Annotated in this window: 21 protein-coding genes and 4 pseudogenes; 18 read left to right on the forward strand and 7 right to left on the reverse strand. The window is 59.7% G+C overall.

Going from position 1 to position 23545, the window contains the following annotated elements:
* Positions 1 to 33: 33 nt before the first annotated feature.
* The 3 genes from FHX05_RS28105 to FHX05_RS28115 form a co-directional block, all read right to left on the reverse strand.
* Positions 34 to 2091, reverse strand: a complete 2058-nt coding sequence (locus FHX05_RS28105; RefSeq protein WP_183876004.1) for a pyridoxamine 5'-phosphate oxidase family protein — start codon at positions 2089 to 2091, stop codon at positions 34 to 36.
* A gap of 58 nt (positions 2092 to 2149) precedes the next feature.
* Positions 2150 to 2761 (reverse strand): glutathione S-transferase, encoded by a 612-nt coding sequence (locus FHX05_RS28110; protein WP_183876006.1) that lies wholly within the window; start codon positions 2759 to 2761, stop codon positions 2150 to 2152.
* Between the two features lie 175 nt (positions 2762 to 2936).
* Positions 2937 to 3857, reverse strand: coding sequence for a LysR family transcriptional regulator (locus tag FHX05_RS28115; RefSeq protein WP_112415732.1), 921 nt, complete (start codon positions 3855 to 3857; stop codon positions 2937 to 2939).
* A gap of 99 nt (positions 3858 to 3956) precedes the next feature.
* Between FHX05_RS28115 and FHX05_RS28120 the strand changes: the two genes are divergently transcribed.
* The 5 genes and pseudogenes from FHX05_RS28120 to FHX05_RS30610 all read left to right on the forward strand — a co-directional run bounded on the left by FHX05_RS28120 (position 3957) and on the right by FHX05_RS30610 (position 7725).
* A complete protein-coding gene (locus tag FHX05_RS28120) occupies positions 3957 to 5372 on the forward strand; it encodes an aldehyde dehydrogenase family protein (protein ID WP_183876008.1) in 1416 nt (471 codons plus the stop codon).
* 377 nt (positions 5373 to 5749) lie between these two features.
* Positions 5750 to 6013 carry a hypothetical protein gene (locus FHX05_RS28125; protein WP_183876010.1) on the forward strand — a complete coding sequence of 88 codons (264 nt, stop codon included), beginning with the start codon at positions 5750 to 5752 and terminating at the stop codon, positions 6011 to 6013.
* Positions 6014 to 6258: 245 nt separating this feature from the next.
* Positions 6259 to 6912 (forward strand): alpha/beta fold hydrolase, encoded by a 654-nt coding sequence (locus tag FHX05_RS28130; protein WP_183876011.1) that lies wholly within the window; start codon positions 6259 to 6261, stop codon positions 6910 to 6912.
* Positions 6913 to 7148: 236 nt separating this feature from the next.
* Positions 7149 to 7347: pseudogene (locus FHX05_RS28135) on the forward strand (type II toxin-antitoxin system VapB family antitoxin).
* Positions 7344 to 7725, forward strand: a pseudogene (locus tag FHX05_RS30610) (type II toxin-antitoxin system VapC family toxin). The pseudogenes FHX05_RS28135 and FHX05_RS30610 overlap by 4 nt, the downstream one beginning before the upstream one ends.
* Positions 7726 to 7993: 268 nt before the next feature.
* Here FHX05_RS30610 and FHX05_RS28145 read toward each other — a convergent pair.
* From FHX05_RS28145 to FHX05_RS28155, 3 genes are all read right to left on the reverse strand, one after another.
* Positions 7994 to 8665 carry a GNAT family protein gene (locus FHX05_RS28145; protein ID WP_112400619.1) on the reverse strand — a complete coding sequence of 224 codons (672 nt, stop codon included), beginning with the start codon at positions 8663 to 8665 and terminating at the stop codon, positions 7994 to 7996.
* 188 nt (positions 8666 to 8853) lie between these two features.
* Entirely contained in the window at positions 8854 to 9645 is a 792-nt protein-coding gene (locus FHX05_RS28150; protein ID WP_112411143.1) for an aldolase, read from the reverse strand.
* Between the two features lie 17 nt (positions 9646 to 9662).
* Positions 9663 to 10364, reverse strand: a complete 702-nt coding sequence (locus tag FHX05_RS28155; protein WP_112414929.1) for a haloacid dehalogenase type II — start codon at positions 10362 to 10364, stop codon at positions 9663 to 9665.
* 89 nt (positions 10365 to 10453) lie between these two features.
* Between FHX05_RS28155 and FHX05_RS28160 the strand changes: the two genes are divergently transcribed.
* The 3 genes and pseudogenes from FHX05_RS28160 to FHX05_RS28170 all read left to right on the forward strand — a co-directional run.
* Positions 10454 to 11329 (forward strand): LysR substrate-binding domain-containing protein, encoded by an 876-nt coding sequence (locus FHX05_RS28160; protein ID WP_183876013.1) that lies wholly within the window; start codon positions 10454 to 10456, stop codon positions 11327 to 11329.
* Positions 11330 to 11697: 368 nt separating this feature from the next.
* Positions 11698 to 11904: pseudogene (locus FHX05_RS30615) on the forward strand (chromate resistance protein ChrB domain-containing protein); the annotation flags it as partial.
* 19 nt (positions 11905 to 11923) lie between these two features.
* Positions 11924 to 12268 (forward strand): annotated as a pseudogene (locus FHX05_RS28170) (chromate transporter); the annotation flags it as partial.
* 138 nt (positions 12269 to 12406) lie between these two features.
* On the opposite strand, the gene FHX05_RS28175 reads toward FHX05_RS28170, so the two are convergent.
* Positions 12407 to 13129: an SDR family oxidoreductase gene (locus FHX05_RS28175; RefSeq protein WP_183876015.1), complete on the reverse strand. Its 723-nt coding sequence runs from the start codon at positions 13127 to 13129 to the stop codon at positions 12407 to 12409.
* Between the two features lie 74 nt (positions 13130 to 13203).
* Here FHX05_RS28175 and FHX05_RS28180 point away from each other — a divergent pair, with 74 nt between their 5' ends.
* From FHX05_RS28180 to nirD, 10 genes are all read left to right on the forward strand, one after another.
* Complete coding sequence (locus FHX05_RS28180) at positions 13204 to 14190, forward strand: AraC family transcriptional regulator (protein ID WP_246699137.1); 987 nt, start codon at positions 13204 to 13206, stop codon at positions 14188 to 14190.
* Between the two features lie 30 nt (positions 14191 to 14220).
* On the forward strand, positions 14221 to 14526 hold the full coding sequence (locus tag FHX05_RS28185; RefSeq protein ID WP_183876017.1) for a hypothetical protein: 306 nt from the start codon (positions 14221 to 14223) through the stop codon (positions 14524 to 14526).
* Between the two features lie 515 nt (positions 14527 to 15041).
* A complete protein-coding gene (locus FHX05_RS28190) occupies positions 15042 to 15344 on the forward strand; it encodes a hypothetical protein (protein WP_112401155.1) in 303 nt (100 codons plus the stop codon).
* Positions 15345 to 15352: 8 nt separating this feature from the next.
* The gene (locus FHX05_RS28195) at positions 15353 to 15940 is read left to right on the forward strand and encodes an ANTAR domain-containing response regulator (protein WP_112339246.1); all 588 of its coding nucleotides are present in this window, start codon (positions 15353 to 15355) and stop codon (positions 15938 to 15940) included.
* A gap of 35 nt (positions 15941 to 15975) precedes the next feature.
* A complete protein-coding gene (locus tag FHX05_RS28200) occupies positions 15976 to 17250 on the forward strand; it encodes a CmpA/NrtA family ABC transporter substrate-binding protein (RefSeq protein ID WP_183876020.1) in 1275 nt (424 codons plus the stop codon).
* A 369-nt stretch (positions 17251 to 17619) separates the two neighbouring features.
* Complete coding sequence (locus tag FHX05_RS28205; protein WP_183876022.1) at positions 17620 to 18918, forward strand: CmpA/NrtA family ABC transporter substrate-binding protein; 1299 nt, start codon at positions 17620 to 17622, stop codon at positions 18916 to 18918.
* Positions 18918 to 19811 carry a nitrate ABC transporter permease gene (ntrB, locus tag FHX05_RS28210; protein WP_112611040.1) on the forward strand — a complete coding sequence of 298 codons (894 nt, stop codon included), beginning with the start codon at positions 18918 to 18920 and terminating at the stop codon, positions 19809 to 19811. Before FHX05_RS28205 ends, ntrB begins: the two co-directional genes overlap by 1 nt.
* A gap of 10 nt (positions 19812 to 19821) precedes the next feature.
* The gene (locus FHX05_RS28215; protein WP_183876024.1) at positions 19822 to 20619 is read left to right on the forward strand and encodes an ABC transporter ATP-binding protein; all 798 of its coding nucleotides are present in this window, start codon (positions 19822 to 19824) and stop codon (positions 20617 to 20619) included.
* Between the two features lie 4 nt (positions 20620 to 20623).
* Positions 20624 to 23074, forward strand: a complete 2451-nt coding sequence (nirB, locus tag FHX05_RS28220) for a nitrite reductase large subunit NirB (RefSeq protein ID WP_183876026.1) — start codon at positions 20624 to 20626, stop codon at positions 23072 to 23074.
* Positions 23075 to 23078: 4 nt separating this feature from the next.
* On the forward strand, positions 23079 to 23414 hold the full coding sequence (gene nirD, locus FHX05_RS28225; RefSeq protein ID WP_183876028.1) for a nitrite reductase small subunit NirD: 336 nt from the start codon (positions 23079 to 23081) through the stop codon (positions 23412 to 23414).
* Positions 23415 to 23545 lie beyond the last annotated feature (131 nt).

The raw sequence follows: 23545 nt of genomic DNA on the forward strand, positions 1-23545 counted from the left end.
GGCCTGTTACGCTGGACGGCAGCAATCGCGATGTCATAGGGCGAGCTGCAGACCGCCTTCCTGGTCGGCAGGAACGGCGCAGCACAGAAGCACTTCGTCGGCGTCGATCTTCGCGGTGGGCTGCTTGACGTAAGCGACGGCACCCTTGATGAGCTTCGTCCGACACGTCCCGCAGTTTCCTTCCCGACAACTGAACTCGGGCTCGAGGCCGCGTGCCTCGGCAAGTTCCAGAAGGGTGCCGGAACCAGGGGTCCACCGCGCTTCTTTCAGGGAATTCGTGAATATGACCGGCACAGGCTTTTCCGACGGCTGCGTGGTGGAAGACACAGCTGCCGGTGTGGGCTGCCCTGTGCGAATGAGCGACGACGGACCGAAGGCTTCCGCATGGATACGATCGTCAGCAATGTTGAAACCCCGCAGCCCGTCATAAAGACCTTGGGTAAACTGGGCAGGTCCGCAGAGATAGAAATCATAGTCGTTGAAGGGAAGAAACCGCGTCAGCATGGCCGTGTCGATCCGCCCGGCCGCGTCGAAGTCGCTACCCTCTTCAGCATCCGTGGTGTCACTGAGGATCCTGACCAAGCGCACGACGCCCTTTGTCGCACCGACAAGGTCGGCGATCTCCTTGTCAAACGGTCGATCGGCCTTGGAGCGAGCCGCGTAGAACAACGTGACCGGACGGACACGTTGCTTGCGGAGCCCCTCGTAAACGATATGATGGAGCATCGCGAGCAGCGGCGTGATGCCGACGCCGCCTGCCAGAAGAACCGCTGGGCGTGACGAGCGGGCATCGATGCTAAAGTCGCCGGCCGGCGCGCGCGCCTCGATGACATCGCCGACGGCAATAGTATCGTGCAGGAATTGCGACACCTGGCCGTCTCGCTTGACGCTGATGCGGTAGATACCGTCGGACGGCGCGACCGAGAGCGTGTAGGTGCGAATGACCGACTTTCCTTCGCCGGGCAGCTTGATGCGTATGGGGAGATGCTGACCCGCGTTGTGAGGGAGTAGCCCCGCGTCATCGCCAGGCTGCAGATGGAAAGATTTGATCGTCGCGCTTTCATCGACAATGGCGGTAACGGTCATTGGCCGCCAGCTTTTGGCAATCTCTGTAGCGAGAAGACGGTCCGCCGCTTGCTGCCAGCTCCCCGTCATCAGGGAACTCGGCGACCAGCCGTCTTTCTGAAAAGCCCATCTCGAAGCCAGTGCATTGCGGCGACGAACGAGACGTGTCGGCTTGAATGTCCAAAAGCGCTCAGCGCCCTGGAAGGCGGCGATCTCGGGCGAGTCGAAAATGACTTCGGCTTTCCCCATCATCTGCAGCATATCGCCGGTGTTGAAATCCACGAACAGAAGTCCTGCCTTTCCGTTCATCAGGATGTTGCCAAGCGTCGCGAAGAAGAGATTTCCGTCGAAATCGGGGATTGTCAGGACCCCATCGTCACCGATGCGAACAAACCCGGCGTTCCCGCCGCGATGTGAGACGTCCACCTGGCGCCGGTCTTCGCGATCGACGTAGGAGGCAACGAAAAACGCGTCAGCTTCTCGAATAATCGTGCGTGCCTGATCATCAAGTGCAGGCAGTTCCTCAACCTCACCTTTAAACAAGGTTCCCGGCTGGCGTTCGAACGCGAAGTCGCGCAGCTGAATGTAGCGCGGGCAATTTCCGAAGCTCTGGTCAACATCGACGCGGAAACCGCCATCGATCGTCGAGACAAAACCATTCATGCGGTTGCGGCGACGCGTGTGCATCTCGATACCGAGAAGACCAATCGGCAAGCCGTCGGCCAGTCCTTCGCTTGCTGGGTCGCTCGGATCTCGGGTCGCGGCAATGTCCAAAACGACGGGAGAGGGTGACGACATGAAACCAGGCTGGCCTTCGACAAAAGTCGCCCAGGCTTCGCCAGATTGATCGACGCTGCCAAGAACGATGAAAGGCAATTGGGCGTAGAAGTCCCGGTGCTGGTCGGGCATGAAATCGCGAACGACACGCTGGCCGACCGAGGCCATGCGTTCCTTTACGCCGAGCTTTTCCTGGATAAAGGTCTCGCCTTCATGCCACGTCGGCAGTTTCGTAAGGTTCATAGACATCGGCGTTCTCCAGAGAAGGAAGCGGGGGCGTGCGAGGCGTCGCACGCCCTATCGAGGCTTAGGCGGCAAGGCCAACGGGCGTTTTCACGAAGTCGACGAAGCCTGGAAGTTGTTCGACGCGGGCAAGGAGGGCATTGACGGACGGATAGGCGCTAAGGTCGACATTGCCTTCCGGCGCGCGCGCGACATAGCTGTAGATCGCGACGTCGGCGATCGTCGGGCGATTGCCCACCAGCCATTCACGCCCTTGCAGCTGGCTCTCGATCCTGCCGAGGATGGTATGGGCACGCCCGATCACCTCTTCCGGATTGAACTTGGCGCCGAACACCGTGACCAGACGCGCAGCTGCCGGACCGTATGCGATCTCACCGGCTGCAACAGAGAGCCACCGCTGAACGTCGGCCGCTCCTTTTGCATCTTCAGGAAGCCATGCCGTCTGACCTGCCTTCTTGGCGACGTAGACTAGGATCGCGTTGGAATCCGAAATGAAGACATCGCCATCCGCCAGCACCGGCACTTGGCCGAAGGGGTTCATCTTGAGGAAGTCGGGCTGCTTGTGGGCGCCAGCTTGCAAATCGACCTCGACCAGCTCGTGGGGAAGCCCGATCAGGGAAAGGAAAAGCCGGGCGCGGTGAGAGTGACCGGACAGCGGATGGTGATAGAGTTTCATGTGATCGCTCCTGCTTGAAGGCCGGGTTCGTTCCCGATCCGTGGGCACAGGATGCAATGCGCGATCGCGCGGCTGAATACTCATGTTTGACATTGGACTGTTACGCTGCATGAAACAGTGCCGTAACCGCCGAGAATAACAGGTGAGCTTCCCATCTGCACGGTTGAGCAATCCTCTAAATTGAAGAACGGCTCTCAACGTTCAGGTTTGCCCTCAAAGCCTTGATCAAGTCGATGAACCGGCGCAGCTTTGCCGGGATATTGCGCCTTCCGGGATAGTAGAGACATAACCCCGGATATGGCGGGGTCCAATCGGAGAGGACCTGCTCCAGCCTTCCGGCGGCCACATCGTCGGCGATCTGCCATTCGTTCAGATAGGCAAGTCCGGCTCCATCGCGGGCCGCCCGGAGCATCAGATCGCTGTCATCAAGCGTGAGCTTGCCCGGAACGTCGAGCGCGAAAGCCTCTCCCCTTCGCTCGAACTCCCAGCGGTAGATCGCGCCGCTCGCCATTCGGGCGCGGATACAATGGTGATCGTGAAGGTCAGCCGGAACCTGTGGCTTTCCATAGCGTCGGAAGTATTCGACCGATCCGACGATGGCAGGGCGGATGCTGTCGTCGATCGGGACAACCACCATGTCAGGGGGAACGGCCTCCCGGATCCTTATTCCGGCATCGAAGCCCTTTGCGTTGACGTCGACCAGCGCGCCCTCGGTGACGATCTCCACCGACATCAGCGGGTTCCGGCGCATGTATTCCAGGATCAGCGGCGTCAGGATCATCCGCGTTGCGCCGAGCGAGGTGTTGATGCGCAAGGTGCCCGTCGCTTCTGCCCGATGTTCATCGACATGCTCGACGGCGCTACGGATCGCCTCCAGCGCCGGACCGACGCTTGCTACGAACTGTTCGCCTGCTGCTGAAAGGACCACGCTCCGCGTCGAGCGATTGAACAGTCTGACACCCATGCGGGTCTCCAGCGTGGCGATCTGCTGGCTGAGGGATGATGAGGAAATTCCCAGTTCTCGAGCCGCCGCCCGAAACCCACCTTGGGAAGAAACGGCGAGAACCGCCTCGAGTTCAGCAAGCGAGCCACGCATCATTGTCCGTAATTTCCTATCAGCCTGAGCACTTTTGGCCAACTTATCAGGACAATCCCGAAATGCCAGATATGCCTCAACAGCCAAAAGGAGTTAGAAATGTACGACATCGACAAAATCTACATCGACGGGCAGTTCGTCACGCCTCGCGCGACAGAGACGGCCGATCTCCACAATCCGTCAACGGAGGAGAAGATCGGCACGGCCAGACTGGGCAGCGTCGAAGATGCGCGAGAGGCGGTTGCGGCGGCGAAACGTGCTTTCCCCGCGTTTTCGCGCACCACGAAAGCTGAGCGCATCGACATGCTAAAGCGGTTGAACGCTGCCGTCGCCGCGCGCGTCTCCGATCTGACGGAAGCTATGGCGCTTGAGTACGGTGCTCCGCAGACCTTCACGCGGTTCGCCATTCGCCATGCCGCCTCAAGCTTCCTGACCATGGCGAAGGTTCTAGAGAACTATGACTTCGAGCGCCGTATAGGTCGAGCGCGCGTGGTCATGCAGCCGGTCGGTGTCGCCGCCGCCATCACGCCGTGGAACAGTAACATCGGCTTCATCACCTCGAAGCTCGCAACTGCCATCGCCGCCGGCTCGACCATCGTCATCAAACCGAGCGAGATGAGCGCGATGCAAACGCAGGTCCTGGCCGAATGCCTGCATGGAGCGGGGTTGCCGAAAGGTGTGTTCAACATTGTCAACGGGCTCGGCAATGTCGTCGGCGCGGAACTCAGCCGGCATCCGGATATCGCGAAGGTGACCTTCACCGGATCCACCGCGGTCGGCAGGGAAATCCTGCGTAGCGCGGCCGACACCTTCAAGCGCGTCACGCTGGAGCTTGGCGGCAAGGGTCCGAACATCATTCTCGACGACGCCGATCTGGATGTGGCCATCCCCGCCGTACTGCGGATGGGCTTCATCAACAGCGGCCAGTCCTGCATCGCCGGCACCCGCGTTCTGGTTCCGAACCGTCGGCTAGATGAAGTGCTGGCCAGGCTGAAGCAGGAGACTGAGAGGTTCAAGGTCGGCGCTCCCGATGATCCGGACGCGATGATCGGACCGATGGTCAGTCAGAAGCAGTACGACCGCGTCCAGTCCTATATCGGGCTGGGGACACGAGAGGGCGCCAGCCTCCTGACGGGCGGTCTCGGACGGCCTACCGGACTGGATCGTGGCTGGTTCGCGAAGCCGACCATATTTACCGGCGTCAACAACCAGATGCGCATCGCGCGCGAGGAGATATTCGGGCCGGTGCTGTCGGTCATTGGCTATCGTGACGACGACGAAGCCGTGTCCATCGCCAACGATACTTCCTACGGACTTCAGTCCTATCTGCATGGCAGCGCCGCCTCGCGCATGCAAGCACTTGCGGATCGATTGGACAGCGGTCGTGTTGTCATCAATGCTGCGCCCCATGAGCCGCTTGCTCCCTTCGGTGGCTTCAAGCAGTCGGGCATCGGCCGCGAGTATGGCGTGTTCGGCCTAGAGGCGTTTCTGGAGCCAAAGGCTATCATCGCTTGAGGATAGCCACGACGAGCGGAGCTCGAACTCCGCGCGTCACCCGCTCTCCTATCTTACGAATCTTGGACCTGCTCTTAAAAGGATCTGAACTTGCGCCGCCCACTCTGGTAGGTAAGCATTTGATTGTACTTGTCAAAGCTGGTTAGAGACGCGGCGCCGCCGCCAGCAACGGGCCTCTGGGCTTTGAGAACATTCAGGACTACTGGGCAGGTGACGCAAAACCAACACCTGCCCAATTGCCGGGTATTCAACTGCGTGGCGCGGTAAAGCTCGCAAGTCATGGTGAATATTTGATTACAGCCACTCGATCGTCGTCTTCCCTTTGACATTGGCCATGGCGGCTCCCATCTCTCTGCCGCTTGTTTTCGGGAGAGACAATGAGAGACTTTGTGAATGCGACGTTCGGGTCCGTTGAACTCGACATCATCAGCCAGGCACTCGAGGAGTGGCGAACTTCAATCGGTATCGACCGTGCCGCCCCGGAATACGAAATCGCGGCCGCCACCGTTGTCACCTTGTTCAGGGAAGGCAACCGCACGCTTCCGGAACTTCAGGCTGCAATTTCGGCCCACCAATGGCTTTCTCGGGATGCCGTGGAAATGGCGAAGGTCTCCGTGCATTCCGCAGGTAAGGCCTCATAGGTCGACTAGGTCACTACTTCAAATGTGCAGGACCGTTTGAGGGAACGGTGCGACTACGTTCGCAGGTCTTTCAAAAGTGCTTTCCTTCTGGAACGTCGAAGAGACTACGGAAATGCGCGACGGATACGGGAGATGGCTGTTAGGGACAAGACGGCACCTGCTGCTGTTGTGGATCGCGGCCGGCTCTCTTACAGCGGCTCCCGCATCGGTATGACAGTGGTATCACGAACGAAGAGAAAATCTGAATGCCCGATGACTTTCTCGTTACCGGCCCTGAAGACGCCAAGATCACGATCGTTCTCGCTCATGGAGCGGGCGGTGCAATGGACACGATGTGGATGGAAAACATGTCGTCCGCATTTGCCGATCAGGGCCTGCGGGTCGTCCGGTTCGAGTTCGATTACATGGCAGCACGACGTTCCACCGGAAAACGGTCGCCGCCCCCACGCGCCGAACTCCTGAAGCAGGAATATGAAGCTGTGATCGATGGACTCGGTGCGCGAGGAACCCTCGTCATCGCGGGCAAATCCATGGGCGGTCGCGTGGCCAGCATGATCGCGGATGACCTCTACGATACTGGAAAGATCTCCGGACTGCTCTGCCTGGGTTACCCGTTCCATCCCATCGGAAAACCTGACGGCTTGCGGACAGACCATCTCGCGGAAATGAAGACCCCGACCCTCATCTGCCAGGGCACACGTGATCTATTCGGATCGCGAGAGGAGGTTTCGGGCTACACGCTTTCCAAAATGATCGAAATTCTCTGGCTAGAGGATGGAGATCACGACTTTCGGCCTAGAAAGGCCGTCTCCGGTCTCACGATCGCCGAACATGTCACCGTCGTCGCCGATCACGTCACCAGATGGGCGGCTTCATTGCGTACGCCGGGGTCGCGGTGAAGAGTGCACTGTTAATCCTTTGGGCCGGCGGGCTCGAAGTCGTTCCGTTAAGCTACGGGCGCGGCCAAAAGCGCTTGATGTGAAGGGATACGAATTGCGGCTCCAGCGGTTTTTCAACAAACTGATGTGTTATCTACTTCCGTTACAGGACTGCTTCCAACAATGGGAACGAAAACCAGGCGTAGATTTTATCACCAAATGGTGCTGATAATCGCAGCCAATAAGGGAGCTGATCAATGCGATCGACTATCAACCTCGATGACACGCTTATCGAAAGGGCTAGGTCCTTAACCGGCACTAAAGAAACCGCAGTTCTCGTCCGTCAAGCGTTAGACACTCGTTCGTGTGGAGTCCGGAAAGCGCCTGATCGCGCTCGGAGGAACCATGCCTGATGCCGAGGCAGCGCCGCGCCGCCGGAGCGCAGCGGCCAAGTGATACTGGCCGACACCTCGATCTGGATCGATCATTTCCGCCATGCCGATGCCGAGCTCCGCAGGATTGTTGAGGACGATCGCCACTTTGCCACCCGTGTGTGATTGGTGAGTTGGCGCTTGGCAGCCGTCGCGATCGCGGCAGCGTAATAGCTTTTCTGTCGGCTCAACGCGTAGCGGTCGTGGCCACACACGACGAAGTCATGGCGATGATCGATCGCCATGGCATTTTCAGCACGGGCATTGGCTACACGGATGCCCATTTGCTCGCATCGGTCCTTCTTGACAAGCGAGCGCTCTATGGACCAGAGACAAGCGCCTGCGGGTAGCGGCCGAAAAGGTGGGCGCCGCACTGCACCTACGAGCCAGCATGCCCAACTGAATGCTGAAATGGTACTCCTTCAGGGTCTCGGACAAGTTTTGGATATCTCGCCTTGAACGGATTCGAATCAGTGATTCCGAATAGCAAGAATGTGGACGCCCGACGTCGCAGGCGATGAAGGACTGCCGGTGGCATCGGGTCAAGATCCGATATTTGTGCTTTGTTGCAATTCGGCGAGCAGAACTCGCCTGCCCGGTTATTACTCCGATATGAAATGGGTCAGCTTCGAAACGCTCCCTGAAACATAATGCGCATCGGGAACTCGCCCCTAGAGTTGAAATGCCTGGCGAAGCGTTATTCTTTGCCCGCCGTCCTGTTCAAAATTTTCGGGATCTAGCCATTTGAGATACCCCTCGCGCAACGTTTCCCATTCAGAGTCGATGATTGAAAACCAAGCTGTGTCGCGATTCTCGCCTTTGACGATCATGTTCTGTCGAAATATGCCTTCAAATTTGTATCCAAATCGTTCGGCGGCCTTTCGAGACGGAGCATTTCGCGAATTGCAGCGCCACTGATAACGACGGTATCCCAGCTGAAAGACATAGTCCGCAAACAGAAAGAAAGCTTCTGTAGCGAGGCGCGTGCCGGCCATTCCCGGGCCCCATAAAATATGCCCGATCTCTGCACAGCCATGCGCGGTGCTAATATCCATCAAAGCTTGCCGCCCCACCACCCGGCCGGTAGCCTTATCAAGGACGACGAAAAAGAGTGGGTCGATAGATGCCGCCTTTTCTGCTAACCACCCCTGAAAGGCGTTCCTATCTTCCGGCACTTTGTCTGGAAGCCAGCGATGGAGCCGTTCAGCATCAGGCCCACAGACGGCCTCGAACAAATGGTCACCATGTTTGTCGGCATTCAGCGGCTCGAGACGCACATAGCGCCCATCGATAGCTACTCTTTCCGGAGCAGGCACACCATGCCAGTTTGTTAGGTCAGTCATTGTTTGAACCTCCAAACGCGGACCGGCTCTATCCACAAGCATTACGGCCGCATACTTTCGTTTTCTTCTTAAGATTGCGAGTAGCATGCCGGCACTTGCTCTTGAACCGCATCCTCGAAGCGCCAGACACTGAAACGATCAGATCGGCTTGAGGAATTTGCATCTGCCGGACGGCTTGAATTGACCAATCACTCTCGGTAGCCCGGCTCCTGCCTGTCAAGAACTCGGCGAATGCTTTCGAGATGCATGCGCGCGCTTTCCGGATCGCCTTCCCGCATCTGGCGGGCGGTGGCCGTGGCTATGTCGGCGGATACCGCGAGCAGGCGGCGGCCGGTGCTCATGGCTTTTAGTTGTACCTCTGCCGCACGCTCCAGGTAGTAGAGGTCGTCCCATGCCTCGGCAATGTTCGGGGCGCAGACCATGACGCCGTGGTTCTTCATGAACAGGATGTCGTTATCGCCGAGCGTTGCAGCAATCCTGTCACCTTCGCGCTCGTCCAGTGCGAGACCATTGTAGTGCTCGTCGACACCGGTGCGGCCATAGAATTTCAGAGCCGTCTGACCGGCCCACACCAGCGGTTCGCCCTCGACCATGCTGAGCGCCGTGGCGTTCGGCATATGGGTATGGAAGGCGGCGCCGACGCGGGGCAGCATCTTGTGCAGGCGTGCGTGAATGAAGAAGGCGGTTGCCTCCGGCACGCCGTCACCGGCAACGACATTTCCTTCAAAATCACAGATCAGCAGCGATGAGGCCGTGGCTTCCTGAAAAGCCCAGCCCAGTCGGTTGACCAGGAAGAGGTCCGGATGCCCGGGCACAACGGCCGAGAAATGGTTGCAGATACCCTCTTCGAGCCCTAGCCTGGCCGCTGTGCGCAGACAGGCCGCGAGATCTCGCCGCGCATTCCAGATCTCCTCGGTGTCGAGCGAAGCGTTTCGCAGGATGGCCGGCCTTGCGCCGGCAATGTTCAATTCATGGGCCATCTGTGTTTTTCTCCGCATTACATCCAGCCGGCGGCCTTCAGCACGCCGGGCACATGATCGAGTGCGGCAACCACCGCGCCCGGTCGATAATCGTCGAGCGGCTTGCGGCCGGTTCCACGATCCACCCAGATCGTACGAAATCCGAGTTCGCGTGCCGCCGCAAGGTCGAGATGCGGGCTGGCGCAGACATGCACCAGATCATCGATCCCGGTCCCAAGACCGTCCCAGGCATGATGGAAGATCTGCGACGACGGCTTGTAGGCGCCGGCCTGTTCAGCCGTAATAACTCGATCGATGTGGCCACCCAGCTGGGCGACATTGCCGGCAATGATGCCATCGTCGGTATTCGAGATGATCGCGAGGCGAAAGCCGGCACCCTTCAACCGACCAAGCGTCTCGACCACTTCTGGAAACGGTGGCATCCGGCTGATCGAACTGGTTAGGATATCGGCGTCGCCAGGATCGAAGCGCAGGGCGAACTCAGCCATTGCCCGCTCGAGCGCCTTCGCACTCACCGTCTTGAACGACCGGTGCGGCCGCTTCTCCTCCAGCTGGTGCTCGTGGCGATCATAGACGCCGATGAAGGCAACCGGATCGATCGTGCCGCCCTTTCTAGACAGGATTTTATCAACGGCGGCCAGCAGCCCTTCATCCCATTGAATGAGAGTGCCATAGCAGTCGAAGGTCAGCCAGTTAGGGCGTTTTCCGTTAAAGGTCATGTCAGGGTATCTCCTTTACCACTTGATTTTGACAAGGATCACCTTCATTGAGAAATTAAATGTTCTAATGTCATAAAGTTGGTATTCGAATGAGCGATATCGTCGATCTTGACCTGTTACGGACCTTTATGGCTGTGGTTGACTGCGGCAGCTTCACCCGGGCCGGCGCACGCGTGCATCTGACACAATCGACCGTCAGCCAGCAGATCAAGAAACTGGAGGCGAATGTCGGCCATGTGCTGCTCGTACGCAACAAATCGACCGGCAGTGTACAGACCACCGAGCAAGGCGAGCTTCTACTCGGCTACGCACGCCGGTTGCTGGCCACGGCAGCCGAGGCGATGGACATCATGCGCAAGCCCATGGCACCGAAGACAGTGCGCCTCGGTGTCCCCGAAGATTTCGCCGGTCGACGGCTTATCGATCTGCTCTCCAGTTTCTCCGTTGCGTCGCCGCAGATCCGGCTCGACACGACGAGTGGCTGGAGCGTCGAGTTGCGCAGACTGCTCGATGCAGGCGAGATCGATCTAGCATTGATCAAGCGAGAGGCCGGCGACGGCGCCTGCCTGGTGAGCTGGAAAGAGGAGCTGGTCTGGGTTGGTGGCGGCAGCTGCAAGGTTGATCCCGATCCGGTGTCGCTTGCGGTCTTTCCGGTCGGCTGCATCTACCGCGAGCGCGCGATCCGCGCGATCGAAGCGCAGGGTCGCCGCTGGCGGATCGCCTACACAAGCCAGGGCCTGATGGGCGTTCAGGCGGCCGTCGCCTCCGGGCTGGGGGTCAGCCTGCTTCCGTCAAATGCGTTGCTACCGGAACACCGCAAGCTGTCGCCGGCGGATGGCTTCCGAGCTGAGCGTGGATCCGAAATGGCCCTGGTTAAGGGTCGCATGCGGCTTTCGAGGGAAGCCAAGCTCCTTGCAGAGTTTCTTTCCGAGCGACTTACCCCGGCGGCCGCAGAATTGGCATGAGGCGGACAGATTAAGCGGAGCCGCTTTGCAGTCCTGGGCGCAACTCGCTGCCACGCTGGCCGAAACTCTGGGGTCAGCGACATCCCGCAGTTCGCGGTCACTTATGCCTCCCGCTTCGGGACGACTGGCAGGGGTTCCGCCCGTGCCATTATAAGTGAAGACATTAGCCAGGATAGGTTCGGCCATTTTGCTTTCCGGCCTTCCCTGTCGTTCTGTCGAAAGGCTCAATTTGGGACGCCTCAACCCTTCATCCGGTCTTCAAGCGGCGTCGCTCCCCCTTCCACAAGCAGACCGGTGTATTTGACACCATTCTGCCGGTGCGTACGGATCTCGACATAGGCCGGGGCTGTCGTACCACTCCGGCCTCTCTTCTGCGCCTCGCGACGATCGTCCGAGGCGCGGATACGGGACGACCGGAGCTTGCCCCGGAAGTGGCAGGGCTGCTTGCAGCGTCGCTCGGGTTGTCCCGGATGTTCAGCGACGACCTCGAGCAGTTGGAGGCGGGCCTGACGCTCTACGACGCTTTCTATCGCTGGTGTCGCGACGCCACCGGGGAGACCCACAACTGGCCGAACGCCGAGGCGGGCCAGCGATATGGCAACCGTGGAAAAGGAAGAAACCGCCGCGCGCGAAGCGGTCGAACACAGTCTGCCGTTCTCGGAGGCCTTGAAGGTCTGGGCGCGGATGGCCGCGCTGAGCTTCGGCGGACCTGCCGGCCAGATCACGGTCATGCATAGGATCATCGTCGAGGAGAAGCGTTGGATCGGCGAGGAACGCTTCCTCCATGCCCTGTTCTTCGGCCTGAAGTCTGCCGCTCTTGCCATCGTTCTCGGGGCGGTTCTCCGCATTGGCAGCCGCTCCCTGAAAAACAAAGTCATGATCGGACTGACCGCGGCCGCATTTGTCGCCCTGTCGCTCTTCCAGTCGCCGTTTCCTCTGGCAGCGTGCCCCCCACGTTTTTTCCGCTCCCGCTGGCACCGCGGCAGATATGGCCGTTGGCACGGCGCGGCGCACGTCTCCTCTCCGGGTTTCGCGCCATCCATAGAGGGGCGATGCTCCCCTTCTGAGGCGACGTGTCTACACAAGGGTTCCGCCTCCGTCCGCAACCACTGATTGTCCAGTCGTATAGTCGCTCCGCAGGAACGAGAGGTAGGCTTCGGCCACGTCGGCAGGTGTTCCTACACGGCCGACGGGGAGCTTCGCCGCAGTCTCGCGGAATATGTGCTCGCGCGCGTCCGAGGGGATGCCAGACCAGAGATCCGTGACGACCATGCCCGGGAGCACCGCGTTAACCCGGATCGGCGCTAGCTCGATCGCCAGTGCACGCGTCAGGGACTCGATCGCTCCGCAGATGCTCGCCGCGAAGGCAAACCCTGCGGGTGGGCGCCTAGCCGATGTTCCGCTTGTTAGAACAATTGATCCGCCGCTTCGGATGTACGGCCGGGCCACCTGGATAGCGGCAACCGCGCCCCAATAGCGCAATTCGAAGAAACCGCGTGCGATCGTGAGATCGGTGTCGGCGACACGCGGACCAAACGGAAGCGGCTCCCCAGCCGTATAGACCAGATGATCGAATGCGCCAATTTCCTCAAAGAGCGCCCTTACGGCGTCGGTCGATCTGAGATCGACAGCTCTGCCCGTGGCCGTGCCTTGGGGTAGCCTGGCCACAGCATCGGTGACGCCCTTCTCCTGGCTGGAGACGATAACGACGCTGGCCCCTTCTCGCACGGCCTGCTCGGCCACGGCAAAGCCGATGCCTCGGGATCCACCGAGAACGACGACACGCTTTTCCTGCAACATCGATAAACTCCTTGATGAGATGCGCAGCAGGCCGATCTGAGCCTGCCGGTTGCCAAACACTTGATTGCCGGCCAATGATAGATCGCGCTTCTGCACGGTCGATAGCTGACAAGCCGGAAGAGTTTATCTATCGTCCAAATATGGACCCGCTTCTCGATCTCATCAACTTGCTTCGACCGCGCGCCACTCTCTGGGGAGGCATTGATGGCGTTGGGCGGTGGGGGGTTTCTTTCCGACCGAGAAACGACCTGCTGTTCTGCTGGCTCGAGCAAGGCGAATGCCTATTGACGCAGCCGTCCCCCCTGCCGCCGATCCGGCTGGCCCCAAGCGATTTCCTTCTCATCCGCGCGACGGTTCCGTTCGCTCTCACCACGGACGCGGCCATCGAGCCGATGGACAGCGAGACGGTAACCGCGGCCACGAACGATCCGAGGATTAGAATAGGTTCAGGTGGCGGCCCGATCAGCACTTTGCACGCCGGCAAGTTTGTCTTTGACTCTGCCAACGAGGAGCTACTCGTCGAGTTGCTGCCATCGCTGGTCCACATCCCGGCAGGTCAGACATCATCGTCGCGCGTTCGCGCTCTGTTGACCATGAACGAGGACGAGTCCCGCTGTCCGAGACCGGGAGGAGATTACGTCGTGGGGCGATTGATGGAACTGGTTCTTGTGGAAATCCTGCGGTCCGGCGCTACCGGGGAGATCAGCCAGCAGCGCCGAGGGCTCGTGGCCGGTCTCCGCGATCCGGTGACGGCGCGCGCGCTCTCGGCCATGCATGCCGACATAGCACACGACTGGACGGTTTCCGCCTTGGCTCGTCTCTGTGGCGTATCACGATCCAAGTTCGCGACGCGATTTCGCAAAACAGTGGGACTAGCGCCTATAGAATACCTTCAACGCTGGCGGATCGCGCGCGCAAAGGATGAGCTGCGCCTTGGATCGAAGAGCGTTGGTGAGATTGCTCTAGCTGTGGGATTCCAATCTTCAAGCGCCTTCAGCACAGCCTTCACGCGAATTGTCGGATCTTCGCCGAGGCATTTCGCGAGCTCTTTGCGGGCCTAACGCAAACCGGCGCGGCTCGGTGAAGCGCGCTTGAGCGCCGTCGCCGCGGAGGGTGCCGTCAGACGATGGCTCCGCCGGCAGGACGCAGACCAGCATCGGGCGGCGCGGCCGGCCGAGATCGTCGCGGCCAATGCCGCGCAATCCGCCCTTGATGGCGTTTTCCTGCACCACGTTCCAGACCGTCCACAGATCGTCGGCGCGGTCGTCACGATCGCGGGGGAACCAGCAACTGTTCGGCCTTGGCGTCGTCGTTTCGCCTTCGCTGTCACCAGATCGGAGAACATGGGCCGCATCCGCGAGAATATCGGCCTCATCATGGTTCAGCCGCAAGGTTGACTAGTCCTGTGGAGCAACAAGGGTCGCTCCGCTTCGCCAAGAATGCGATAGGTGCTCTCGATGACCTTGTGCTGCACGTCACCGGAATGGCGTACCTTGATGGCATTGATGGTGCTGGTCCGAGGTCGGTGCTTCCGCCACGAAGGCAGGCTTCGTCACCCAGGCACCTCTGGGAGAGGTTCGCGCGCATGAGGGAGATCGTGGACCACGCAGTGAGCATGTGGAGTTGAGCCAACTTCAGGGCCGATCGATCAGGCTTGAGCGAAGCAGAAACGACCGAAAGCCGAAGCAGCCACCGTTCGCGACTTTAGAGACCTCCTATAGGCTGGCACCTGCCCCCGTAACGGCTAAGTGCGCCTATCCCGGATTGCCCAGCATTCCGCGTTGGATGCCTATCAAACAGGCACTCACTTCGAGTCTCCATCGGCCACGACGGGATGATCCCCTGAATTTCCAATGCGTTAGCTCATGGCACGCCAATTGCTTGGCACAGTGAGTTCAAAAAGGGATCTCAGGTGGGACCGTTTCTGCCGTTCTTGTGCATTGCCATCGGCTTCAGCTGGGCGGATTGCTCGTCGATCTTCGTCTCGGGGCCGGAGAAGTCGCGCATCCGCCTCGCGCTCGTGACGGTTTCGACCAGCATATTCCTCTGCGCGATCGGCTTGTCATTCGCCGATCACAGCCTCCTCGCCGGCGCAGTACTGGTCGCTTGCGGCATGACGATTGCCCTCGCGCTCGGCAGAAATCTGTCCTCGTTCTGGTCCTTGTTAATATCTGTTGGAGGCTTCGCGATCTATCTGCATGGCGTCATCGATTGAAGGTGGCAATGCTTCATTCCGAACTGACAATTTTGGTCATCGACGAAAACGTCATCCGCGCCTCGATCATAGAGGAAGGGTTGCGCGAGGCCGGGCATGGCAAGGTCACCGTCATTCACGAAGTCAATGGTGTTGCCCGCATCATCGAGGCACTCAAGCCCGATGTGATCGTCATCGATATCGAGAATCCAAATCGCGACATGATGGAGCACCTATTTCAGTTGACCCGCACCGTCGGCCGGCCAATTGCGATGTTCGTCGACAGATCCGATACAGCGCAGATTGAGGCAGCCATGGACGCAGGTGTTTCGGCCTATGTCGTTGACGGATTGAAGAAGGAGCGTGTCAAATCTATCCTCGACATGGCGGTCAGCCGCTTCAACGCTTTCTCCCGCCTTCAAAGAGAGCTTGCCGAAGCAAAATCCGCTCTGGAGGAGCGCAAGATCGTCGAGCGCGCAAAGGGCATTCTGATGAAGATGCGCGGCCTGTCGGAGGAGGATGCCTTTGCACTCCTGCGTCAGACAGCCATGAACGAGAAGAAGAAGATCTCCGAAATCGCCCAGAGTGTGGTGACGGCCGCCGGGTTGCTGATGTGATCGCGACACGGGGAGAAAGCCCGAGGTAAGAAAAGATGACGATAATCGAACGCTCCAGTAGCAAGCTTGTCGCCCCCAAACGGGTCAGCGGCAGGGAGCAGAAGGTTCTGCGCGCCGGCTTTATTCCACTCGTCGATGCTTCCGTCCTGATCGCTGCGGCCGAATTCGGTTTTGCCGCCAGGGAGGGACTTGCACTCGAACTGGTCAAGGATGTCTCATGGGCCAATGTCCGCGACCGATTGGCCTTCCGCCAATTCGACATCGCACATATGCTGTCGCCGATGCCGGTGGCCTCGATGCTTGGCCTTGGCTCCAATCCTTCGTCGACGATCACCCCCTTCTCACTCGGCCTGGGTGGCAGCGCGATCACTCTTTCCGTCGGGCTGTTTGATCGCATGCGCGATCATGCAGGGATTGCTGAACAGGCGAGCGCACTCGAAAACGCCAGGGCGTTGGCGGTCGTGCTTTCGCATGGGAAGGACCGTGGCGAGGCACCTCCGACGTTCGGAATGACCTATCCGTTCTCGTCTCATAATTACGAGTTCCGATATTGGCTAGCCGCCGGTGGTATCGACCCTGACCGGGACGTGAAGCTTGTCGTCGTTCCACCGCCTCTGACATCCGACGCACTTGCAGCCGGCGCCATCGACGGCTTCTGCGTCGGCGCTCCCTGGAACATGGTTGCGTCCGAGCGCGGCGTCGGGCGCATTGTCGCCGCTAAGCAGGACATATGGCCCTCCGCTCCGGAGAAAGTGATCGGAATGCGCCCGGAATGGGCCGAGAGCCATCCCGAAACGGTTTCACGCCTGATCGTTGCGCTTGATGCTGCCGCCCGCTGGTGCGACCGGTCGGAAAATCACGATGCGCTCGCCGAGGCGCTTGCCGATCCCCGCTACATCGCGGCGCCCGCCGCCATCATCCGCCGCGTGCTATCAGGCGAATTCAACCTGGATGCCAAGGGCAATCGGCGGTTGATCGACCGATATTTTTCCTTTCATGGTAACTTTGCCAATTATCCGCGCCCGAGCCAGGCTCTATGGATATTCAGCCAGATGATCCGCTGGGGCCAGATTGCCCTATCCAAACAGAACATGAAAATCGCCGCCTCGGCCTATCGCCCGGATCTTTACAGGCTCGCACTCGGCGCCGGAGCGGGGCCGGACGAGGCCGATATCCGCATTGAGGGCGATAAGGAGGGCGATCGCTTCATGGACGGACATGTCTTCGATCCCGACGAAATGGCCGATTATGTCGGAGGATTTGCCGTAAAGGCAGCAAGCGCAGCACAGCTCTCGACGGACGACATTTAAGACGCGACAGCGTTCGCTGCATGCACAGAATTGGCGCAAGGCCTTCGATCGCAGAGCAGCAACCGCCTAAAACGTCAGCAATTGCCGCATCCACGCACAAAACCGGCAAACCTGGCCAAGTTCGAAATAACTCAGTATTTTCATAGAGCTACGCATCCCCTTAGAAAATGGCACGCGGATTGCTTAGTTAAGGCTGCCTCGATCAACGGCGATCCAGGCACGCAATGCGCTGATTACGCGCTCGCAAAGACATTGACGTCGCACGGTTCATGCCCCGGGACTCCCATTCCATCCCCGGCCGCATCGATCGAGCGGCGTTTTTTTATGTCCAAAATTCTTCCGTCGTGAGCCAACAAGGGGAAACTGCACGTGAAAGAGATCCTGACCAATGGTGTTACACGCCGAAACCTTTTGAAGACGTCTGCCGCCGCGGCTCTGATCGGTGCGGTCAGAGCCACCTTCCCTTCCGGCGCCTTTGCGGCCACGGGCGGAGCTGAAGTGACGGGCGTCAAGCTCGGCTACATTGCCCTCACCGACGCAGCGCCGTTGGTTATCGCCAAGGAAAAGGGCTTCTTCGAAAAACACGGCCTGCCCGATGTCGATGTCGCCAAGCAGGCGTCCTGGGGTGCGACGCGCGACAACCTCGTGCTTGGTGGGGCGGCAAACGGCATCGACGGCGCCCATATTCTCTCGCCGCTCCCCTACCTGATGCACACAGGCAAGGTAACGCAGAACAACCAGCCTGTGCCGATGGCGATCCTTGCACGCCTCAACTACGACAGCCAGGGCATTTCGGTTGCCAAGGAATATGCGGCAACGGGCGTCCAGCTTGATGCCTCCAAACTGAAGGCCGCCTTTGACGCGAAAAGAGCCGCGGGCAAGGAAATCAAGGCGGCCATGACCTTCCCCGGTGGCACGCATGATCTGTGGATGCGCTATTGGCTGGCCGCCGGCGGCATCGATCCCGACAAGGATGTCTCGACCATCGTCGTCCCGCCGCCGCAGATGGTGGCGAACATGAAGGTCGGTAACATGGACGTCTTCTGTGTCGGCGAACCGTGGAACGAACAGCTCGTCAACCAGGGTATAGGCTTTACCGCCTGTACGACTGGCGAGATCTGGAAGGGCCACCCGGAGAAAGCTCTCGGCATGCGCGCCGACTGGATCGAAAAGAACCCGAAGGCGGCCAAAGCCCTGCTGATGGCCGTGATGGAAGCCCAGCAATGGTGCGACGGCATGGACAACAAGGAGGAGATGGCGGCCGTTCTCGGCAAACGGCAATGGTTTAACGTGCCGCCGAAGGACGTGCTTGGCCGTTTGAAGGGCGACATCAACTACGGCAACGGCCGCCTTGCCAAGGGCACAGATCTCTACATGAAGTTCTGGAAGGGTGGCGTGTCCTATCCATTCCAGAGCCACGATGCCTGGTTCATCACCGAAAATATCCGTTGGGGCAAGTTCGCGCCCAATACCGACATCAAGGCGCTAGTCGGGCAGGTAAACCGGCAGGATATCTGGCAAGATGCTGCCAAGGATCTCGGCGTTGCCGCCTCGGATGTTCCAGCATCGACCTCCCGCGGCAAGGAAATCTTCTTCGACGGCAAAGTCTTCGATCCGGAGAACCCCTCTGCCTATCTCGAAAGCCTCTTGATCAAGGTGGCATCATAATGTCGGCTCTCGCACGCAAACACACACCCGGACCGACGGCGCCTGAAGCGCTCAAGGGCCAAGTCGTTACCCTCTCAACTCGCCCCGCCCGCGGGATCGACATACGTCAAATCGGGCTTGCCATCCTGCGCAACACCCTGCCGCCTCTTGTGGTTCTGGTGCTTCTGCTCGGCACCTGGCAGCTGCTTTGCGAGCAGCCGGGCGCAAGCCTGCCGCCGCCATCGCAGGTCTGGCAGGAGAGTTATGACCTCATCATCAATCCGTTTTTTTATAATGGGCCGCAGGATATCGGGCTTGCCTGGCGCGTGCTCGTCTCCTTGCAGCGCGTCGCATATGGCTTCGGCCTTGCCGCTGTCGCCGGCGTGTTGATGGGCGCGCTGATCGGACAATCGGTCTGGGCGATGCGCGGCCTTGATCCGATCTTCCAGGTGTTGCGCACGGTGCCGCCGCTTGCGTGGCTGCCACTCTCTCTCGCCGCCTTCCAGAATTCCAATCCCTCGGCGATCTTCGTGATCTTCATCACCTCCATCTGGCCCGTCATCATCAACACCGCGACCGGCGTTCGCAACATTCCGCAGGATTATCGCAACGTCGCCAAGGTCCTGCGTCTCAACCAGATCGAATTCTTCTTCCGCATCATGGTGCCGGCGGCCGCTCCCTACATCTTCACGGGTCTCCGCATCGGTGCCGGGCTTTCCTGGCTTGCGATCGTTGCTGCTGAAATGCTGACCGGCGGCGTCGGCATCGGCTTCTTCATCTGGGACGCGTGGAACTCGTCGCGCCTGCCCGACATCATCGTGGCGCTGGCCTATATCGGCATCACCGGCTTTGTCCTCGACCGTCTAGTCGCCGGCCTTGGCGCCGTCGTGACCCGCGGCACGACTGGCAATTGAGGAGCACAGGATGAACGCCTATCTGAAGCTCGATCATATCGACAAGTATTTCGATCGCGGTGGCCAGCGCGCCGAGGTGCTGAAAGGCATCGAACTCGTGATCGACAAGGGGGAGTTCGTGTCGATCATCGGCCATTCCGGCTGCGGCAAGTCAACCCTGCTCAATCTCATTGCCGGCCTTACCCCGGTCTCCGCCGGTGCGGTGCTCCTTGAAAATCGTGAGGTCAACGAACCCGGCCCGGATCGCGCCGTGGTGTTTCAGAACCACAGCTTGCTGCCGTGGCTCAGCGTCTACGAAAACGTCAATCTTGCCGTCTCGAAAGTGTTTCGCGGCACGAAGTCCAAGGCCGAGCGCCATGACTGGGTGATGCGCAACCTCGACCTCGTTCAGATGGCACATGCCAAAGACAAGCGTCCCGCGGAAATCTCCGGCGGTATGAAACAGCGCGTCGGCATCGCACGCGCACTCGCCATGCAGCCGAAGATCCTTTTGCTCGACGAACCCTTCGGGGCGCTGGATGCACTCACTCGCGCCCATCTGCAAGATGCGGTGATGGAAATCCACACCCGCCTCGGTAGCACGATGGTAATGATTACCCACGACGTCGATGAAGCCGTATTGCTCTCCGACCGCATCGTCATGATGACAAACGGCCCGGCCGCCCATATCGGCGATATCCTCGAAGTGCCGATCGCGCGGCCGCGCAACCGCATCGAGCTTGCGTCCGACAGAACCTACCTCAAATGCCGCGAGGCCGTGCTGAAGTTCCTCTACGAACGCCACCGCTTCGTTGAAGCCGCGGAGTGACACCATGACCCAGAAACTCGTCATCATCGGCAATGGCATGGCCCCAGGGCGCATGCTGGAGCACCTGCTGGAAAAAGCGCCGGATCTCTATCAGGTCACGATCTTCAATGCCGAACCGCGCGTCAATTATGACCGCATCATGCTGTCGCCGGTTCTCTCGGGCGAAAAGGACTTCGAGCAGATCATCATCCACGGCGACGGCTGGTACATCAAGCACGGCATCACGCTTTACAAGGGACACAAGATCGTCGCCATCGACCGGGAGGCAAAGACGGTCACCTCGGACCACGGCGTGACGGAGAGCTATGACAAGCTTGTCATAGCGACCGGCTCTGTCCCCTTCATCATTCCGGTTCCGGGCAAGGAGCTGCCTGGTGTCATTACCTATCGCGATCTCGACGACGTGCAGGCGATGCTGCTCGCGGCTCAGTCGCGCGAAAAGGCCGTTGTCATCGGCGGCGGCCTGCTTGGTCTCGAAGCCGCTGCCGGTCTCAGCCTGCGTGGTATGGATGTCACCGTTCTCCATGTACAGCCGACGCTGATGGAACGTCAGCTCGATCCCGCCGCCGGCTATCTCCTGCAAAAGGCCGTCGAGGAGCGCGGCATCAAGGTCATCACCAAGGCCAATACCAAGGCGATCATCGGCGACGGCAAGGTCGAGGGGATCGAACTCGACGATGGACGCGTGATCCCTGCCACGCTCGTCGTCATGGCCGTCGGCATCCGTCCAAATGTCAGCCTTGCCAAGGAAGCCGGCATTGCCGTCAACCGCGGCATCGTTGTCGATGACGGCATGCAGACCTCGGATGGCTCAATCATGGCGCTGGGCGAATGCGCCGAGGTCGGCGGCATGGTCTATGGCCTCGTCGCCCCCCTCTACGAAATGGCGCGTGTGGCCGCCTCGCATTTGGCCGGTGACACGAGCGCCGCCTTCGTGCACTCGGACACGCCGACGAAACTGAAAGTGACCGGCATCGATCTGTTTTCGCTTGGCGACTTCGCCGATGGCGACGACCGCGAGGAGATCGTCCTGCGCGACGCGGCAGCCGGGGTCTACAAGCGCCTGGTCTTGAAGGACAACAAGATCATCGGCACCGTGCTTTACGGCGAGACGGCCGACGGCGCCTGGTTCAACGACCTGAAGAAGAAGGCGACCGATATCTCGCAGATGCGCGAAACCCTGATTTTCGGCCAGGCCTATCAGGGAGGGTCGCCGCTGGACCCTATGGCGGCCGTTGCAGCCTTGCCGGATGATGCTGAGATCTGCGGCTGCAACGGCGTCTGCAAGGGCAAGATCACCTCAACCATATCAGCCAAGGGCCTGACATCGCTCGACGATGTGCGCGCTCACACGAAGGCTTCGGCTTCCTGTGGCTCCTGCACCGGCCTCGTCGAACAACTGATGTCGATCACCCTTGGCGCTGCCTATAATCCCAAAGCCGTCCAGCCGATGTGCACCTGCACCGAACTCGGCCACGACGATGTCAGAAGACTGATAAAAGCCAAGGGGTTGAAGACCATTCCTGCCGTCATGCAGGAGCTTGAATGGAAGACTTCCTGCGGCTGCGCCAAGTGCCGCCCGGCTCTGAACTATTACCTCGTCTGCGATTGGCCGGACGAATATGCAGACGACTATCAGTCGCGGTTCATCAATGAACGCGTGCATGCCAACATCCAGAAGGACGGCACCTATTCCGTGGTGCCGCGAATGTGGGGCGGAGTTACGAGTTCGAACGAGCTGCGGGCGATTGCCGACGTCGTCGACAAGTTCGAGATCCCGATGGTGAAGGTGACCGGCGGCCAGCGCATCGACCTTCTCGGCGTGCAGAAGGAGGATCTACCCGCCGTCTGGGCCGATCTCGGCAAGGCGGGCTTCATCTCTGGGCAAGCCTATGCCAAGGGCCTGCGCACGGTAAAGACATGCGTCGGCTCGGACTGGTGCCGCTTCGGCACGCAGGATTCGACCGGCCTCGGCATCCGCATCGAGAAATTCATGTGGGGCTCGTGGACGCCGGCAAAACTCAAGATGGCCGTCTCCGGCTGTCCGCGAAATTGTGCCGAGGCGACCTGCAAGGACATCGGCGTCATCTGCGTGGATAGTGGCTTTGAGATCCATTTCGCCGGCGCTGCCGGCCTCGACATCAAGGGCACGGAAGTCCTGGGCCTCGTCAAGACAGAGGACGAAGCGCTCGAACATATCGTGGCGTTGACGCAGATGTATCGCGAACAGGGCCGCTATCTCGAACGCATCTACAAATGGGCCAAGCGCATCGGTCTCGACGAGATCCGCCGCCAGATCATGCAGGATCATGAAAAGCGCAAGGCATATTACGAGCGCTTCGTCTTCAGCCAGAAATTCGCACAGGTCGATCCCTGGTCGGAGCGCGTCTCCGGTAAGGACAAGCATGAGTTCAAACCGATGGCGACCGTCGGCTTCCCGCAGGCCGCCGAGTGAGGAGATGGATATGAACTGGATTGAAATTGGCGACATCTCCGACATCCCTCCTCGGGGCGCACGCTGCGTGAAAACCCCGCAGGGCAAGATCGCCGTGTTCCGGACCACCGAAAACGAGGTCTTCGCCATCGAGGATCACTGCCCACACAAAGGCGGCCCGCTCTCCCAGGGCATCGTTCACGGCAAAGCCGTGACCTGCCCGCTGCACAACTGGGTGATCTCGCTCGAAACCGGCAAGGCGCTTGGAGCCGATGAGGGCGAGGTGCGGACCATTCCCGTCCGCAATGAGAACGGAGTGCTGTCGATCGCTCTCGAAAGCATGATGATGGCGGCGGAGTAGGTCATGTCCGTGTGTGTGGCGATATCCTCCTCTGTCCGTTCGAGACATCTCCCCCTTAAGGGAGGAGATCGATTTGAGTTTGCTACGCCCCGTTTGGACAAGAAAGTGTCTATCGTTCTTGTCCAGTGGGT

It is taken from the genome of Rhizobium sp. BK491, from assembly GCF_014194925.1.
Lineage (GTDB): Bacteria > Pseudomonadota > Alphaproteobacteria > Rhizobiales > Rhizobiaceae > Rhizobium.